Source organism: Hyphomicrobium sp. NDB2Meth4, assembly GCF_900117445.1.
In the GTDB taxonomy this organism is placed as follows: Bacteria; Pseudomonadota; Alphaproteobacteria; order Rhizobiales; family Hyphomicrobiaceae; genus Hyphomicrobium_A.
This window is the reverse complement of record NZ_FPEJ01000005.1, coordinates 448,010-463,560: the sequence shown is the minus strand read 5'-3', so window position 1 is coordinate 463,560 and position 15,551 is coordinate 448,010. Positions and strand designations below refer to the sequence as shown.

Here is a 15,551-nt window from a genome sequence, read left to right as displayed (position 1 = left end):
CGCTGCTCGAATTTGCCGCACGCGGCGAGCGGGTGCCTCCCCATGGCTGCTTTCACCTGACGCCCCCGGGGCTGTCGAGGCTGTCGGAGCCTTCGAACTCGATGGCGGTGAGTTCGAGGGCGGCGATGTCGCGTTCGAATTCCTTGGCCTGGGCGATCAGCGCCTGGATCGTCTGGTCAACGACGGCGTTGCCGGCCGCGTTGCCTTCGCCGATCATCTGATCATAGGCTTCGACGCTGTTGGCCCGATCGACGATTGCTTGCATGTGCTGCAGAGTCTTGTCGATTGCTGCGCGGGTGCGCGTGTCGGCTTCGGGTGACTTCGCCTTGACGAGGTCGGACGCGCTGCGGCCGGAGACGATAGTGCCGTCGGTGCGCTTGTAGGAACCTAGGTAGACATTCTTGATGCCGAGCGCGTCGTAATAGTGGGCGTTGTGGGTATTGTCGGAGAAGCAGTCCTGCTCCTCCTCCGGATCATGAATGAGAAGCCCGAGCTTCATGCGCTCGCCGGCGAGCTCGCCATAGGAGAGGCTACCGAGGCCCTTCATCAAGGCGACGAGTCCGGCTCGGCCGTCGTCGGCCATGACCGCCTTGCGGGCGGCGCCTTCGGGGCCCCACTGCGCGGCCATGAAGGCCAGGTCGTCGACGAGCAGGTTGGTGACGGTCTCAAGATACTGGGCGCGGCGGTCGCAATTTCCGCCGGTGCAGTTCTTGGTGTCGTAGTCGGTTGCCGGGCGCTTGCCGGCGCCGGGGCCGGTGCCATTCAGATCCTGGCCCCACAGCAGGAATTCGACGGCATGATAGCCGGTCGATACGTTGCTTTCGACGCCGTCGGCCTCGCGCAGCTTGTCTGACAGAAGCTCTTTGGTGATTTTGGTGGCGTCGACTTCCTCGCCGCCGATCTTCAGCTTCGGATTGGCGATAACGTTGGCGGCGTAGAGATCGTTGTTGGAGCCGCCCTGATCGGCGTACTCCTGAGAGACGTAATCGATGAGGCCCTCGTCCAGCGGCCACGCATTGACGCGACCCTCCCAATCATCAACGATCTTGTTGCCGAAGCGGAAGGCTTCCGTCTGCATGTAGGGGACGCGGGCTGCGATCCAGGCCTTGCGCGCGGCGACGAGGTTATCTTCCGTCGGCGACTTGATCAGGGTATCGACGGCCGCCTTGAGTTTGCGTGCCTCGATGAGGGTATCTGTGAAGCTCGCCTCGGCGATGTCGGCATAATTTTTTGCGACCGCGGCGGTGCTCGGCGCATCGGCGGCAATTGCTGCCGTGGTGGCGGCAAGAAGAATCGCGACGGACGCGGCGGCGAGCGCTTTCAACATTGCATGCTTGTCCCTGCTTCACCCGCGTCGCGGGTGGTATTGCGTATCGCGCTCCTGATTTTGATCAGCTCGCGCGCCCCATAATTCTGCGCGTGATGAGAATGATTTCCTACCGATGAAGTCAAGATTATTTTTCCTGTGTAGCGGCTTATGAAGTCAGTCGCACGAATGCCACGGCGATGGCCAAGCTTAGCGAAGCTTGTGTCTGTCGTTTGACGCGCACCGGGATCACCGCTGGGCAAAGTAAACATGAAGCACGCGATCGCGCGCTATTTCGTCATGGCAATGGTTTGCGCTGGTTTTGGCCTGTTCTGTGCCGCCGGCGCGGCTCCGGTTGCCCCTGATTTCCCTGAAATCAACGCGCGCGTCATCGACAAGTATGTCCTGCCGCGCTTTACGGCGCTTGCGGCCACGAGCGGGCGGCTCGCAGCCAGCCTGACGCGCGCGTGTGCTGGCGAGAAGGGGGCGATCAAAGCAGTCGATAAGGACTATGCCGACACCGTGCTGGCCTGGGCGGGTGTGGAATTTCTGCGCTTCGGACCGATGTCGCAGGTGGGTGTTCCCGAGCGCTTCGATTTCTGGCCCGATCCGCGCGGAGTGACGCAAAGGCAAGTGGCGCAGCTGGTCGCGAAGCGCGATGCCAGCGCGCTCGATCCGGCCATGCTCGCAAAGAAGAGTGCGGCAGTGCAAGGTCTGTCGGCGCTCGAGGTTCTGTTGTTCGATGCCGCGCATCCGATTACCGGTGATGATGACGCCGCAAAGTACCGCTGCGGGCTAGCGCGTGCCATGGCGCAATCTACGCATGCGCTTGCGCAGGAGGTACTTACCGATTGGCAAGGTGACAGCGGTTGGCGCCAGCGTATGGTGTCGCCGCAGGCGGGGGACCCGCGCTATAAAAGCGCCGAGGAACCTGCTGCCGATTTTGCGCGCGCCCTCATCACGGGTCTGCAGATGATCCAGGACCGTGAGATTGCGCCGATGGTCGCTGCTGTTCCAAGCCAGGGTAAGACGCCGCGCCTGCCATTCTCGCGCTCTGGGCTTTCCGCTCGCTACGTTGGGGCGGGTGTTACCTCGGCGCAGGATCTCTACGAGACGATGGGGTTGGGACGTAATGTGCCCGCCGACAAAGAGTGGATGCCGCGATGGATCAGCGCGGCATTCGAGCGGCTGGCCCGTGATGGGCCTGCTGCGGTAGAAGGCTTGGGACGGGCGAAGGACACGGCGGAGCGCACGCGTGAATTGCGCATGGTGCGATTCCACATCGAGGGCATCCGCAAGCTGGTCGGACGCGAGATCGCGCCGCTGGCTGGATTGAGAATAGGGTTCAACGAGCTCGATGGCGATTGACCGGCGGCATTTCCTGATCGGCACCGCGATGACCCTCGCGTCGGCGCAGGCCTCACATGCGTTTGCGGGCGTGTTGGACGATGAGCAATTTGGCATTACCTCCGGTGACCTCATCGCCGCTTGCCGCCGGCCCGACGGCACCTATTCGGTCGTTATTCTTTCGGTCGACGGGAGCATTCTTCGCGAGTTGCCGCTGGAGGGACGCGGGCATGACATCGCGCTCAACCAGGCGGGCGGCGAGGCGGTGGTGTTTGCGCGCAGGCCAGGTTCGTTCGCGCTGGCCTTCGACATTCATGGACGGCGCGAGCCTGTGCTGTTCACGACGCCGGCCAATCGCCATTTCTATGGCCACGGCACATTCTCGCGCGATGGGCGGCTGCTGTACGCGACCGAGCATGACAACGGCACGCGCGCAGGCGTGATCGGTGTGTACGATGCCAGCGGGGGATATCGGCGCATCGGCGAATTTCCCACTTATGGCGTCGGTCCGCACGAGGCGATCCTGTTGGCGGACGGCAAGACGCTCGCTGTCGCAAACGGCGGGATCGAGACGCACGTCGAGCCGGGGATGACCGGGCGTGAGAAGCTGAACGTCGAGACGATGCAGCCTTCGCTCGCATTCGTTGACAGCAGCTCCGGGCGGCTCATCAGCCAGCACATGCAGAGCGACGGTTTGCATAAGCTGTCGATCCGGCATCTGGCGCAGGATGCCAGCGGCGCCATCTGGTTCGGCTGTCAGTGGGAAGGTGCGGCGGGCGGTACGCCTGAGCTGATCGGCTGTGCGGGGATAGATACGCCGCTGCGTATCATCGAGCCGGCCGATCCGATGGGTGCGAGACTCGCCGGCTATATCGGCTCCGTGGCGATCAGCGGAGATGGCCGACTGATCGCGGCGTCAGCACCGCGGGCGGGCCGCATCGTCTATGTCGATACGCAGCGTCGGGCGATCGTCGGCGAGACGTTGCTGATGGACAGCTGTGCGATCATCGCGGCGTCGGAGAAGAGCTTCGCGATGACGTCAGGGATGGGCATCGTGCAGGTGGACGCGCCCGATCACACCCACCTCTCGACCATGACGTTCCCGGGGCGCTCGTTCGATAATCACGTGCGGATGATCATCTGAGCGGCGCGCTGGCGTAGGCGTCGTCTCGAAGGCGTGCGGGGCGCGGTTGCGTCGCTGTCATCATTCCCCAGATCAATGCCAGCAGCACGTAGAAGTGGCGCCAGTGGTCAGTGTCGATGATCAGCCCTTCGAGTGCTGTTGCGACAAAGGTCGCGTAGACGATGAGGAAGAGCGGCCGGGTCGGCGTTGCGCGCAACAGATGGCGGAAGCCGAGCACGATCGTCAGCACGACGACGATCAAGTAGATGCTGCCGCCGAGCCAGCCGGCACTTAGGAACAGCGTCAGATAGACGTTGTGGACTTCCTCATGGTGATAGCGAGACGTGAACTCCTGTGCGCCGATACCGAGCGGGTTCTCGGCGATGAGGCCGATAGCCTTCTGCTGGCCGCCGAAGCGGCCTTCAGAGCCGGTGTCGTATGACTGCTCCAGGCTGGCGCGCTGGCTGACGAGCTCGGCGACCTTGTCGTTGCTGAGGGCGGCGGCGACAACGCCGAGGGCAAGAATGCTTCCGAGCGCCAGCAATCCAATGATCTTCAGGCGCACCAGGGCGCGCGATGCCGTGGCAAGGGCGAGATAGCCATAGATGGCGAGCGAGAGCGCGAGGACGAACCAGGCGCCGCGAGAGAACGACAGAAATACCGCCAGCATGAGAAAGCCGGCAATGGCGAGCGGCAGGATCATGCGATGCAGGGGGCGTTCAAGGGCGGTGCCGAGCTGGTAGATGATGGGCACGATGAGGAACGGGCCGAGCACGTTCGGATCCTTGAAGGTGCCGGCGGCGCGCCCGTAGCGGGTGAAGAGTTCCGCAGCTCCTGGTAGCAGACCGAAGTAGCCAGCCAGGGCGGCGGCCGCCGCGACGATGGCGGCGAGAGTCCAGGCGCCGAGGATCAGCTTCGTGTGCTGGCGCGGCGCATAGGCGACGAAGCCGGCGATGACGAAGCAGGCGGCGTAGAGATAGATCGTCACGGCGACGTGGATTGCTGTCGTTGCCTGATCGAGCGAGAGCGTGGCCGCAAGCAGCGCGCATGCGCCGGCGATGAGCCACAGTGTGCCAAAAGCGAGCAGGCCGCGGTTGAACGATACGAGACCGATGGTCGGAAGCAGAACGATCAGGCCGATGCTAAGCGCATCGACGGGCGCGGGCTCGGAGAAGACGATGCCGCTGGTCGCGAAGGTGAGAGCGACGGCGGCGAGCGCAAGCCAGGTAACGGCGCTGCGCCGTTTGCGCGGCACTGCATCTTCGATGGCAGACGACCGACCTGCCCAATCGCGCGATGTATGACCGGCTAGCGCCGCCATGCTGGGAACCTCTGCGCCCGATCAGTAGGCGTTATCGGATTTGAGCAGGGCGAAGGGCGTCTTGAGCAAGATGTAGATGTCGAGAAGCAGCGACCAATTCTCGATATAGTAAATGTCGCATTCAACGCGCTTCAGAATCTTCTCAGGCGTGTCAGTCTCACCGCGCCAACCGTTGACCTGTGCCCAGCCGGTGATGCCGGGCTTCACCTTGTGACGGGCGAAGTAGCCGTCGACCACTTTGTCGTAAAGGTCGCCGGCGGCCTTGGCTTCGAGCGCATGCGGACGCGGCCCGACGAGCGATAGATTTCCGAGGATGACGTTGAACAGTTGCGGCAGCTCGTCGATCGACGTCTTGCGGATGAAGCGGCCGACGCGGGTGACGCGCGGGTCGCCCTTGGTGACGAGCTTGGACGCGGTCGCATCGCAGCGGTCGACGTACATCGAGCGGAACTTGAACACCTCGATGAGTTCGTTGTTGAAGCCGTAGCGCTTCTGACGGAACAGCACCGGGCCACGGCTGTCGAGGCGTATGGCGAGCGCCACGGCAAGCATCAGCGGCGAGAGTGCGATGAGTGCCAGTGAGCCGACGATCTTGTCGAACAGCCATTTGGCGACCGAGCCCCAGTCGGCAATCGGCTTTTCCAGCAGGTCGATCATGGCGACGTTTCCGACGCGCGAATAGGTGCCAGGCGTGAAGCGCAACTCGGTGGAACGTGCGGGCAGCTTTACCTCGGCGGGCAGCACCGCAAGGGCACGCGTGACTTCGAGCACGCGCTTTTCGGCGGTGATCGGCAGGGCGACGATGACGAGATCGAGGCGCGAGGAACGGGCGATGGAGACGAGCTTGTCGAGGCCGCCGAGGTGCGGATAGCCAGCGACGTTTTTAGTCAAGCGCTCATCGCTGCGATCATCGAAGATCCCGGTGATGCGAATGTCAGCATCTACGTCGAGCTCGAGCTCGCTCAGCAGTTTTTCGGAGATTTCGCCGCTGCCGTAGATTGCGGCTTTGCGATAGAGGCGTCCTTCGCGCGTCCAACGGCGGACGAAGCTGGCGACGAGCAACCGCTCGGTCAGCAGCACCGTCGCGCCGACGACGTACCAGGATGCAAACCAGACGCGCGAGAAGTCATAGCCGACCTTCAAGAAGAAGACGCCGGCAAGAAGCAGCGCAAAGCCCGCGGTCCAGGCGAGCAACAGGCGCGGCGCCTGGCCGATGAACGAGCTGAAGGACGCGCGCGAGTAAAGGCCAAGGATATCGAAACCGGCAACTGTGAGGACAGCGGTCGTGCCGATGGCCACGAGGTAGTAGCTGTTGGAGAAGATTTGCGGTTCCTCGACGTAGTACATCGCAACGGCGAAGCCGAGGAAGCAGATGAGCGCGATGTCGCAAATTCGCACGGCGCCGCGGATCACCACCATCGAGATGAGGCGCGTCTTGTCGTTGAAGCGGAAGTCGGCAAGACGTGGCGTCTTTGCGCGCGTGCTGGCCTCGCCGATGGATGAAATTGTATGGCGGCCGATGTCGAGCATTCCCGGTTACCTGTGGCGGCGTTTACGAAACCTGGCTTGTCAAAAGCAGGCTTCGTGCCACGGGGCGGGACCGGGAGTGCCCCGGCGTTAAACGATGCTGTTAAGGTTAGCGGCGCAGTTGCTCGGCGTAGAAGGCAATGACGGCTTCAGCGGCGCGATCCACTGTGAAGCGGTCAGCAACGGCGGCCCGCAGGCGCTCAGCGCGGGCTTTCGCCACTTCCGGTGCGTCGAGAAAGCGGTTCATCGCGTCGGTCAGGGCATCGACATTTGCGGGCGGCAGCAGAGACGTGTCGGTGCCGCTGACGATCTCCGGGATGCCCCCTACGCTCGTGGCCAGAAGTGGGACACCTGCAGCGGCCGCTTCCAGGACGATATACGGCATGCTTTCGGCCCTGGATGGGACGACGAGGCAGCGGCCGAGCCGGAAGGCCTCCTGCGCCGGCATAGCCCCGGGGAAAGAGACTCTGTCCTCGACTTTCAGGGTGCGGGCCAGGTCATTGAACATTACGGCGTCGGGGCCGGCGCCGACGATTACAGCGCGCACGGACCTGCGCGCCGCGATGCGCGCGAGCGCCTGCAGAAGAACGTCGACGCCCTTCAGAATGCGCAACTCGCCGATGAAGAGGAAGTCGGCCGCGTCGGCATTGGGCTCATGCGGAGTGAAGTCGCGCGGTTGCAGCGCATTGGGGACAGCGCGACGCGGCACGTGCGGGGCGCCGATGCGCTCGTCATAGACGCGGCCGATAAAGTCGCACTCGAAGATCAGCCCATCCGTGTGCCGGGCGAGGATCTTTTCGATACCCGTGTAGATGCGTCCCTGGATTGAGTGTGGCGGATAATGCAGGCTGCCGCCGTGCGGTGTGTAGAAGGCGGCCACCGGGGTATCGGAGCGACGCAGGCTGCGAGCGACGAGGCGGGCATAAGCGCCCCCCTTGGCTCCATGTCCGTGCAACACATCGATGCGCTTGCTGCGCGCAACCTCGCAGACTGCTCGTGTCGAACGGAAGTCGTGCAGGCTCGGGAGGCGTTGCATCGGAACGCGCGTGATGCCGAGAGAGAGATGCTCGGCGGCCTGGGCGAGCCGACGCTCTGTCAAAGGATCGGCAGTGCTTGAATCGATGACGTAGCCAACATCGTGCCCGCGCTCAGCCTGCGCGCCGCTCAAATCCAGCACGTGGCGAAAAAGGCCGCCAACCGGTGCGCGGAGGCAATGAATGATACGTAGGCGCCTCGTCACGCGCGCTCTCGACTGTCACAAGCAACTAGAACCACCGTTCGTAGACGTAGACGGTGTCGCCTGGACACAATGGGTAATCGCCAGGTGCTTCGATTTGGTCAATGAGGGCGCCGAGCTTGCGGGTGATGCGGTAGGTGCGCTTGCTGGCGCGCTCGGTGTATCCGCCACCAATGGCGACGGCCTGCTCGATGGTCATGCCCGAGACGAAGGGATATTGGCCGGGCAGGCGCACCTCGCCGAGGATGAAGAAGGGTCGGTTCTGGGCGACGTCGACGGTTACCTGGGGGTCCCTGACGAACTCGCGCCCGAGCCGCGCGGCGATGACGCGTTCCAGCTCGACCGTCGTGCGGCCGCGCGCTCTGACCGAGCCGATCAGCGGCACGGCGATGTTGCCGACCTGATCGACGGTGTAGAGGCGGGACAGATTCGGCTGGCCATAGATGAAGACGCGTAGCCGGTCGCCAGTGTCGAGGAAGTAGGGTTCATTGCCAGTCGGGCCGCCGGTGAGGCCGGCTTGAACGACGACGCCGGGGCCCCAGACGAGCGGCGCGCCTCTCGGGGCGCCTCGGGGGGCAGCGGCTGGGGGCGGGCCCATGGGTTCAGGCGAGACGACGCGCTGCGTGCTGGGCAGCCAGCCGTCGGCGACTTTTACCGGGGCATCGGCCTTCTTTTCCGGGGGACTGTCGCTGTCGGCGAGCTTCGGTAGCGGTGCGGTTTTGACCGTGACGTCGCCCCAGCCGGACGGGGTTTCCGCGGCCGGGCGCACGTCAGTTTCGCCCCAGGCGGCAGCTTTGACGGGTTTGTCGGCGGCGGGGGCCGATTCGGGCTTGTCATAGATGACATCGACAAGCTCTTGGGGTCCTTCCTTCTGCGCGGAGGCCGCTGACGGCGCTAGGGTGCTAATGGTCGAGAGGTCAGACGCCATCTCGCCCAGATGCGACTGGGCGCATCCAGCGAGAAGCATGGCCGCAGCGGTCAGCAACGTTGCAAGGCGCAGAGACATAGGAAGCCAAAGCGAGAGGGATCGGCGCATCCTCACTCTGCCGCGGCACCAGTTAACAAAAGCTAAGCGAGTGTCTTCATCTCGGACGCTTAAGGAAATCGCAACCGAGGAGCGATCTAATTTGGCGCAACCATTAGTTCTTCATTGGAAGCGTCCGCTTACCCATGTCCAACGCCTCACCCGACGACATCGATATCGGAGCCGTATGGCGCTCTGTGCGCCGCGCGCTGCCCAAGCTGGTGCTGCTCAGCCTGCTTACGGGAGGTGCGGCATATGCCGTGCTGTCTACCCTGCCGCCGCGGTACACCTCCGAAGCGCAGATTCAGATTGTGGCGCCGAAAGGCAGCAGCGATCAGTCGTTCGAGGCAGTGGCTTCGCGCCTGGATAAGGAAGCAGTCAATACGCATCTGCGCGGGCTGATGGCGCCGGATCTGGCTTTGCAGATCATCGCCGCAGAGAAGCTCGACAAGAATCCTGAATTCAACGACACGCTGCGCAAACCGAGCGAACTCGACCGGTGGATGAGCAAGATCGAGGATAGCCTCGACTTCGGACACGGTGTGGTCGAGAGCGAGCAGGATCGCGTGCTCAAGGCATTCTACAAGAGGCTCGATGTCTATTCGCCGGCGGAGAGCCGGGTCATCGGCATCCGCTTCACGTCGAGCGATCCGAAGCTGGCGGCGGACGTTGCGAACAAGATCGCCGAGACCTATCGCAACCAGCTGGCAACGCGCGCACTGTCGGAAACCGATGCGGTGCAGCAGGCGCTGCAGCCGAAGATCGACAAGCTGACGCAAGAAGTCGCCGCTGCCGATGTGGCTGTCGAGCATTTCAAAGGACAAGCGAATATCTTCAAGGGCGGCCCCAATAATACGGGACTGAACCAGCAGCAGCTTGGCGATCTCAACTCAGAGCTCACGCGGGCCCAGGCCGCGCGCGGTGAAGCAGATGCGCGTGCACAATCGGTGCGCGAAATGGTGCGGGCGGGCAACGAGGAAGCGCTGCCGGACGTGCAGCGTTCGCCGCTTATCCAGAACCTCGTGCAGCAGCGTGTACGTGTTGAACGCCAGCTTTCAGAGCTGTCGGCGACGTTGCTGCCGGCGCATCCGCGCATGCGCCAGCTGCGGGCCGATCTCAACGGGCTGCAACGGCAGATCAAGAGTGAAGTGGGCAAGATCGTCGAGGGTATCGAGAAGGATGCCTCGATCGCAGCGACGCGCGAGGCGTCGGTGCGCCAGCGCCTGGATCTGGCGAAGAAGCAGGCCGTCGGTACGGGTGACGATGAGGCGCAACTGCGTCAGCTCGAAGCTGTGGCAAGGACAAAACGCGCCGAATTGGAGCGCCTGCAAGCGCGCTTCGAGGCGAACCGCATTGCCGCCGATCGACGCGCGGTGCCAATCGAAGCCCAGATTATTTCTCTGGCGCGGCCGACAAGCGTGCCTAGCTTCCCGAAGCCGCTGCCGTATTCAGTCTTGATCGGTCTGGCGACGTTGCTGTTCGGGCTCGCCATCGTCATCACGCGTGCCTTGTTCAGGGAAGCGCGGGGGATGGAGCCGGTTCGTCCGGCGAAGACGACCGCGGCCAGAGCACCGGTCGCCCCGCCCCGCCTCACTCCAGTTCCGGCTGCTGCGAAAAAGGTGGACGTGCCGCCGCTGCCGCGTGACGAGGTTGGCGTGCAGATGGTCGATTCAATCTCGGATCTGGCGCATCATCTCGTGCTGCATCCGCAGGATATCGGGGGCTTCCGCGCGATGTTGACGGGCGCGAATGAGCAGCTCGACGTCGGCGCGGAGGCTGTCGAGTTGGCCAAGGCGATGGCCGATCTCGGATGCGATGTGATCCTCATCGACTGGAGTCCAGAGGGCAGCGGCATCGCAGCAGGCATGGGATACGAAGAGCGTCCCGGCTTCAATGAGCTGCTGCAAGGCAAAGCCGGTTTCGAGGATGTGGTGACGCGGATTCCGGCGAGCGGCGCTCACTTCATCGGCGCAGGCGAGCCGGTTCGTGATCGCGATACGCTCCTCGATCCCGATCGCGTCAATCTCGCCCTCGATGCGCTCGACACTGCGTACGATCAGATCCTCATTGCGGCGCGTAAGGACGTCGCGCGCGCGCTGTTTGGAGCAATCCTCGGCCGCTTCGACGCGGGCATCGTGGTGAGTGAGCCCGGCCGCCGCGGGGCGCTGCCAGAAACGCCAGGGAAGTTCCTCGGGTTTGAGGTCGCCGATATTGCGCTTTATCGGGTCGAACGCACCAAAGCGAACCAACTGGCGCGCGATCGTCTCGCTCGCGTTTCCGGCAAGGCATCGGGCGCGGAACAGTGGGGCTGATCCGTCGATAGAGCGGGCCTCGATTTAAGCGGTTGTTAGCCAACTCGCCGTGTTGGTGTGCCATCAGTGAATTCTGCGGGTGCGTCTCAGCGCTAATTGCTGGATTGTTCGTAAGGAGCCGTTGCGGTTCCGGCGGGTGAGGGGCGCATGAGTCGGCGATCCACTGCATTTTTGAAAACGGCGCTGGCGGCCGTGCATTATAGCGGCGCCGGCAATCTGCTTGCCCCGTATACGCGCGGGCGCGGCGTGATTTTCATGCTGCACCACGTCGACCCTTCTGCGCCGCAGGAGTTCGAGCCGAACCGCATCTTGAAGGTCACCCCGAACTTTCTCGAGGCGGTGGTGCGCGAAGTGCTCGATGCGGGTTTCGATATCGTTCCGCTCGACCAGGTGCGCGAGCGGCTGGAGCAAGGCGAAGGCGCTCGTCCGTTTGCCTGCTTTACTCTCGATGACGGCTATCGCGATAACCGCGAGTTCGCCTATCCGATCTTTCGCCGCTATTGCGCGCCCTTCACGATTTATGTGCCGACGGATTTTGCCGATGGCCGCGGTGATCTGTGGTGGCTGACGCTCGAGAAGGTTCTTCGCGCTGCGCCGGCGATTACGCTCGCCATGCACGGAGAGACGCGGCATTTCGGGTTGGCAACCGCCGCTGACAAGGATGCAGCGCATCACGACATCTATTGGTGGCTGCGGAGTTTGCCAGAGGATCGGGCGCGCGCGGTGGTGGCCGAGCTTGCCAGTGCGCATGGTATCAATCCGCGCACCGCGCACGGTGACATCCTCATGTCGTGGGACGAGTTGCGGGAACTGGCGGACGATCCGCTGGTGACCATCGGTGCGCACACGCGCGGGCACTATGCGCTGGCGAAGCTGGATGAGGGCACGGCGCGGGCGGAGATGGCCGAGAGCATCGCGCGCATCGAGCGCGAACTGCAGCGTCCCTGCCGGCATTTCAGCTATCCGTACGGTTGTGAGAACAGTGCGGGGGAGCGCGAGTTCCGGATAGCCGAGGAGCTTGGCATCGAAACCGCGGTAACGACGCAGAAGGGCCTGCTCTACAGCGACCATGCGCACGAGCTGACGAGCCTTCCGCGGCTATCGCTCAACGGCGATTTCCAGGATTTGCGCTATGTGAAGGCCCTGCTGACGGGGCTTCCGTTTGCCGTGATGAACACGCTCAAGCGCTATACCGGGGTAGGCGTGTCCGCTTAACCGTCCCGCATTGCAGCATACGGCGCGGCGAACGGTAACTTGAATGGCCGCTCCGCCCCCTTTATCACGCCTGCAGTGAGCGAGCAGGGGGCTGTATTGGCCGTATCCGTTTCAGACCGCGCAAATGCGGTGACGAGTGCACCGGAAAGCGAAGCGGTGCGTCTGTGGCTGGCGTTCGTGGCGCTGCTCGTGTTTGCAATGGTGGTCGTCGGGGGGGCGACGCGTCTCACCGATAGTGGGCTGTCGATTACCGAATGGCAGCCGTTGCTGGGCGCCATTCCGCCGCTGAACGAAGCCGACTGGCATACGGCGTTCGAGAAGTACAAGGCGATCCCCGAGTATTCGATCGTCAACGCCGGGATGGACCTGGCGGCCTTCAAGTCGATCTACTGGTGGGAGTGGTCGCACCGGTTCCTGGGGCGCTTCATCGGCGTCGCCTTCGCGCTTCCTTTCTTGTTCTTCTGGTTGACCGGGCGGTTGCGCGGCACGTTTGCGCTGAAGTGCCTTGGCGTGCTCGCGCTGGGCGGACTGCAGGGTGCCATCGGCTGGTACATGGTGATGTCGGGGCTCGTCGATCGCGTCGATGTCAGCCAATACCGGCTTGCGCTGCATCTGCTGACGGCGTTCTCGATTCTGGCGCTGCTGGTGTGGCTGGCGCTGGAAGCGGGGCCGAGCACCGATCGCATCCGCCTGCAGACGCTGACCGATTGGCAGCGGCGGACAGCGTGGGCGCTGTTTGTGCTGGTGTTCGTGCAATCTGGCCTCGGCGCGCTGGTGGCGGGGACGAAAGCTGGGCTGACGTACAACACCTGGCCGTTGATGGATGGGAAGCTGGTGCCGAGCGGGCTGCTGGCCGAGACGCCCTGGTATCTCAACTTCTTCGAGAATGTCGCCACTGTGCAGTTCGATCACCGCATGGTGGCGTATGTGGTGGTCTTGCTGGCGGTCGCGCACCTTATCTCACTGGTGCGCTCGGCGGATGACGAGCGCATCGTCGGGAGTGGCGCGCTGCTCGCCGGCTGCGTGGTGGCGCAGATGCTGGTGGGCATCTGGACGCTATTGTCGGGCGTGCCGCTGGCGCTGGGGCTGGCGCATCAGGCCGGCGCGGCCATCGTTATTGCCGCGACCACATTCCATCTGAACCGGATTACGCGGGCTGGCGGGCGCTAGCGCTTCTGGCAGCCGCTGCGGGTGCGAGCCCGAGCATCAAGCGCAGGTTTTGCACGGCTGCGCCGGCGGCGCCCTTGCCGAGGTTGTCGAGCCGCGCAACGAGCACGGCCTGATTGTGGGCCGCTTTGCCGAAGACGAACAGCTCCAGCCGGTCGGTTCCGTTCAGCTCCTCGGCGGCGAGGCGCGCGGCTTTCGCCGTCGGTTCCTGCGCCACTGAAATCAGCTCTTGTCCGCGATAGTGGGCGTCGAGCGCCAGCTCGAGGTCGCGCAAGCAGGGCTTGCCGGGCAGAGAGTCGAGGTGCAGCGGCACGGACACGAGCATGCCCTGACGGAAGTTGCCAACGGACGGCACGAAAATCGGCCGCCGGGTCAGGCCCGCGTAGCGCATCAGCTCGGGCACGTGCTTGTGCTCGAGCGACAGGGCGTAAAGCTCGAAGGATGGTGCGGTGCCGGTTTCGTATGCCTCGATCATGCTGCGACCGCCGCCCGAGTAGCCCGACACCGCGTTTACGGTGATGGGGTAGTCGGCAGGAATGATGCCGGCGTCGACGAGCGGGCGGATGAGCGCGATGGCGCCGGTCGGATAGCAGCCGGGGTTGGCGACGCGCTGGGCAGCACGCACCTTTTCCGCCTGGGCGGCGTCGAGTTCGGGGAAGCCATAAACCCAGCCGGGAGCGACGCGGTGCGCGGTCGAAGCGTCAAGGATGCGCGGGGCATCGGCGCCCAGTTCGTCGGCGAGCGCGACAGTTTCCTTGGCGGCGTCGTCGGGCAGGCAGAGCACCACGAGATCGACTTCGCGCAGCATGGCCTTGCGCGCGGCTGCGTCCTTGCGCAGGGCCGGGTCGATGCTCCTCACCTCGACTTCAGGAACGCGGGCGAGCCGCTCGCGGATCTCGAGGCCGGTGGTGCCGGCCTCGCCGTCGATGAAAACCGTCGGGTGTTGCGACTTGCCCATGGCAATCGGTCCTTGCAGCATCGCGCCAGGGGAGCAGAGCTCCGCTTCGGCCGCCCTCCGTACCGACTTTTGCAGCGTCCGTACAGGGCGCGGATGTGACGGAGCGCGAGCTTAGCCGAAGCCTAATCGGTGCTTGATGCCCTGCCACAGGGTTTCGGAGCAGCCGAAGTTGAAGGCATTGCAGGTTACCTCATGCGATCCCTGATAAATCATGCCAAGGGCGACCCAGAGAATGATGAGCAGGCCGATCCAGGTGATCCAGGGATACTTCACGAGCAATGCCGCGATGTAGTGCGAGGCTACCGCCATCAGGATGATTGCAACCGCAAGACCGATGACGAGGACGAGCGTCGACCCCTTTGCCGCGCCGGCGACCGCCAGTACGTTGTCAAGCGACATCGATACGTCGGCAACGGTGATAAGTCCGACGGCTTGCCAGAAGCCCAATTCCTGGCCGTCAGCATGATTGTTCGCGCCGGGCTCGACGTCGGAATGGTGGCTGCCGGTGGTGATCTGCAGGTACATTTTCCAGCACACCCACAGCAACAGAATGCCGCCCGCGAGGGTGAGGCCGATGATGGCGAGAAGCTGAACAGTGATCGCCGCGAAGAAAATGCGCAGGACGACGGCGGCCGCGATGCCCCAAAAGATGACCCTGCTGCGAATTTCCCTGGGAACGCGCGACGCCGCCAGACCGACGATGATGGCGTTGTCACCCGCCAGCACGAGGTCGATCATTATAATGTTGAGCAGCGGTACGAAGTTCTGCCGGTACCAGTCGATTGAGACGAGATGTTGCGCCTCTTCAGCAATCACCCCGAGCAAATAGCTCAGGTCTTGCAGTAACCAGTCCATCCAACCCTGCCTATCGAGGTACCGCGGAGCTGCCTCCGCCGGTGCCAGTTCTCCCACCCGGGGGCGTATGTGGCATTCCCGCCTTGTTCCGGCAAGCCTCCCGATGCCGAAAAGCGAAGGGCCGCCCCGAAGGACGGCCCAAAGTCTTGTGCAGCCTCG

At 63.7% G+C, this 15,551-nt stretch carries 12 protein-coding genes; 5 read left to right on the top strand and 7 right to left on the bottom strand.

What is annotated here, in order from left to right; all coding sequences use genetic code 11:
• Positions 1-52: 52 nt before the first annotated feature.
• Positions 53-1,327: an imelysin family protein gene (locus NDB2M4_RS11160; RefSeq protein ID WP_072374679.1), complete on the bottom strand. Its 1,275-nt coding sequence runs from the start codon at positions 1,325-1,327 to the stop codon at positions 53-55.
• Positions 1,328-1,576: 249 nt separating this feature from the next.
• Between NDB2M4_RS11160 and NDB2M4_RS11155 the strand changes: the two genes are divergently transcribed.
• Both NDB2M4_RS11155 and NDB2M4_RS11150 read left to right on the top strand, forming a co-directional pair.
• Entirely contained in the window at positions 1,577-2,674 is a 1,098-nt protein-coding gene (locus tag NDB2M4_RS11155; protein WP_072374677.1) for an imelysin family protein, read from the top strand.
• A complete protein-coding gene (locus tag NDB2M4_RS11150; protein ID WP_072374671.1) occupies positions 2,664-3,797 on the top strand; it encodes a DUF1513 domain-containing protein in 1,134 nt (377 codons plus the stop codon). Before NDB2M4_RS11155 ends, NDB2M4_RS11150 begins: the two co-directional genes overlap by 11 nt.
• Here the strand turns inward: NDB2M4_RS11150 and NDB2M4_RS11145 are convergent.
• The 4 genes from NDB2M4_RS11145 to NDB2M4_RS20480 form a co-directional block, all read right to left on the bottom strand.
• Positions 3,790-5,097, bottom strand: coding sequence for an O-antigen ligase family protein (locus tag NDB2M4_RS11145; RefSeq protein WP_072374659.1), 1,308 nt, complete (start codon positions 5,095-5,097; stop codon positions 3,790-3,792). The two genes, NDB2M4_RS11150 and NDB2M4_RS11145, sit on opposite strands and share 8 nt — an antisense overlap.
• A gap of 21 nt (positions 5,098-5,118) precedes the next feature.
• Entirely contained in the window at positions 5,119-6,627 is a 1,509-nt protein-coding gene (locus NDB2M4_RS11140) for an undecaprenyl-phosphate glucose phosphotransferase (RefSeq protein WP_072374656.1), read from the bottom strand.
• 106 nt (positions 6,628-6,733) lie between these two features.
• Positions 6,734-7,864: a glycosyltransferase family 4 protein gene (locus NDB2M4_RS11135; protein ID WP_072374653.1), complete on the bottom strand. Its 1,131-nt coding sequence runs from the start codon at positions 7,862-7,864 to the stop codon at positions 6,734-6,736.
• Positions 7,865-7,889: 25 nt separating this feature from the next.
• On the bottom strand, positions 7,890-8,897 hold the full coding sequence (locus tag NDB2M4_RS20480) for a polysaccharide biosynthesis/export family protein (RefSeq protein ID WP_244536137.1): 1,008 nt from the start codon (positions 8,895-8,897) through the stop codon (positions 7,890-7,892).
• Positions 8,898-9,031: 134 nt separating this feature from the next.
• On the opposite strand from NDB2M4_RS20480, the gene NDB2M4_RS11125 reads away from it, so the two are divergent.
• From NDB2M4_RS11125 to NDB2M4_RS11115, 3 genes are all read left to right on the top strand, one after another.
• On the top strand, positions 9,032-11,197 hold the full coding sequence (locus tag NDB2M4_RS11125) for a GumC family protein (RefSeq protein ID WP_072374648.1): 2,166 nt from the start codon (positions 9,032-9,034) through the stop codon (positions 11,195-11,197).
• A 147-nt stretch (positions 11,198-11,344) separates the two neighbouring features.
• On the top strand, positions 11,345-12,412 hold the full coding sequence (locus NDB2M4_RS11120) for a polysaccharide deacetylase family protein (protein ID WP_072374645.1): 1,068 nt from the start codon (positions 11,345-11,347) through the stop codon (positions 12,410-12,412).
• A gap of 96 nt (positions 12,413-12,508) precedes the next feature.
• Positions 12,509-13,582, top strand: a complete 1,074-nt coding sequence (locus tag NDB2M4_RS11115; protein ID WP_072374642.1) for a COX15/CtaA family protein — start codon at positions 12,509-12,511, stop codon at positions 13,580-13,582.
• Here the strand turns inward: NDB2M4_RS11115 and argC are convergent.
• A complete protein-coding gene (gene argC / locus NDB2M4_RS11110; protein WP_072375091.1) occupies positions 13,560-14,537 on the bottom strand; it encodes an N-acetyl-gamma-glutamyl-phosphate reductase in 978 nt (325 codons plus the stop codon). The genes NDB2M4_RS11115 and argC overlap by 23 nt on opposite strands.
• A 111-nt stretch (positions 14,538-14,648) precedes the next feature.
• On the bottom strand, positions 14,649-15,392 hold the full coding sequence (locus tag NDB2M4_RS11105; protein ID WP_072374639.1) for a TerC family protein: 744 nt from the start codon (positions 15,390-15,392) through the stop codon (positions 14,649-14,651).
• Between the last annotated feature and the right edge of the window lie 159 nt (positions 15,393-15,551).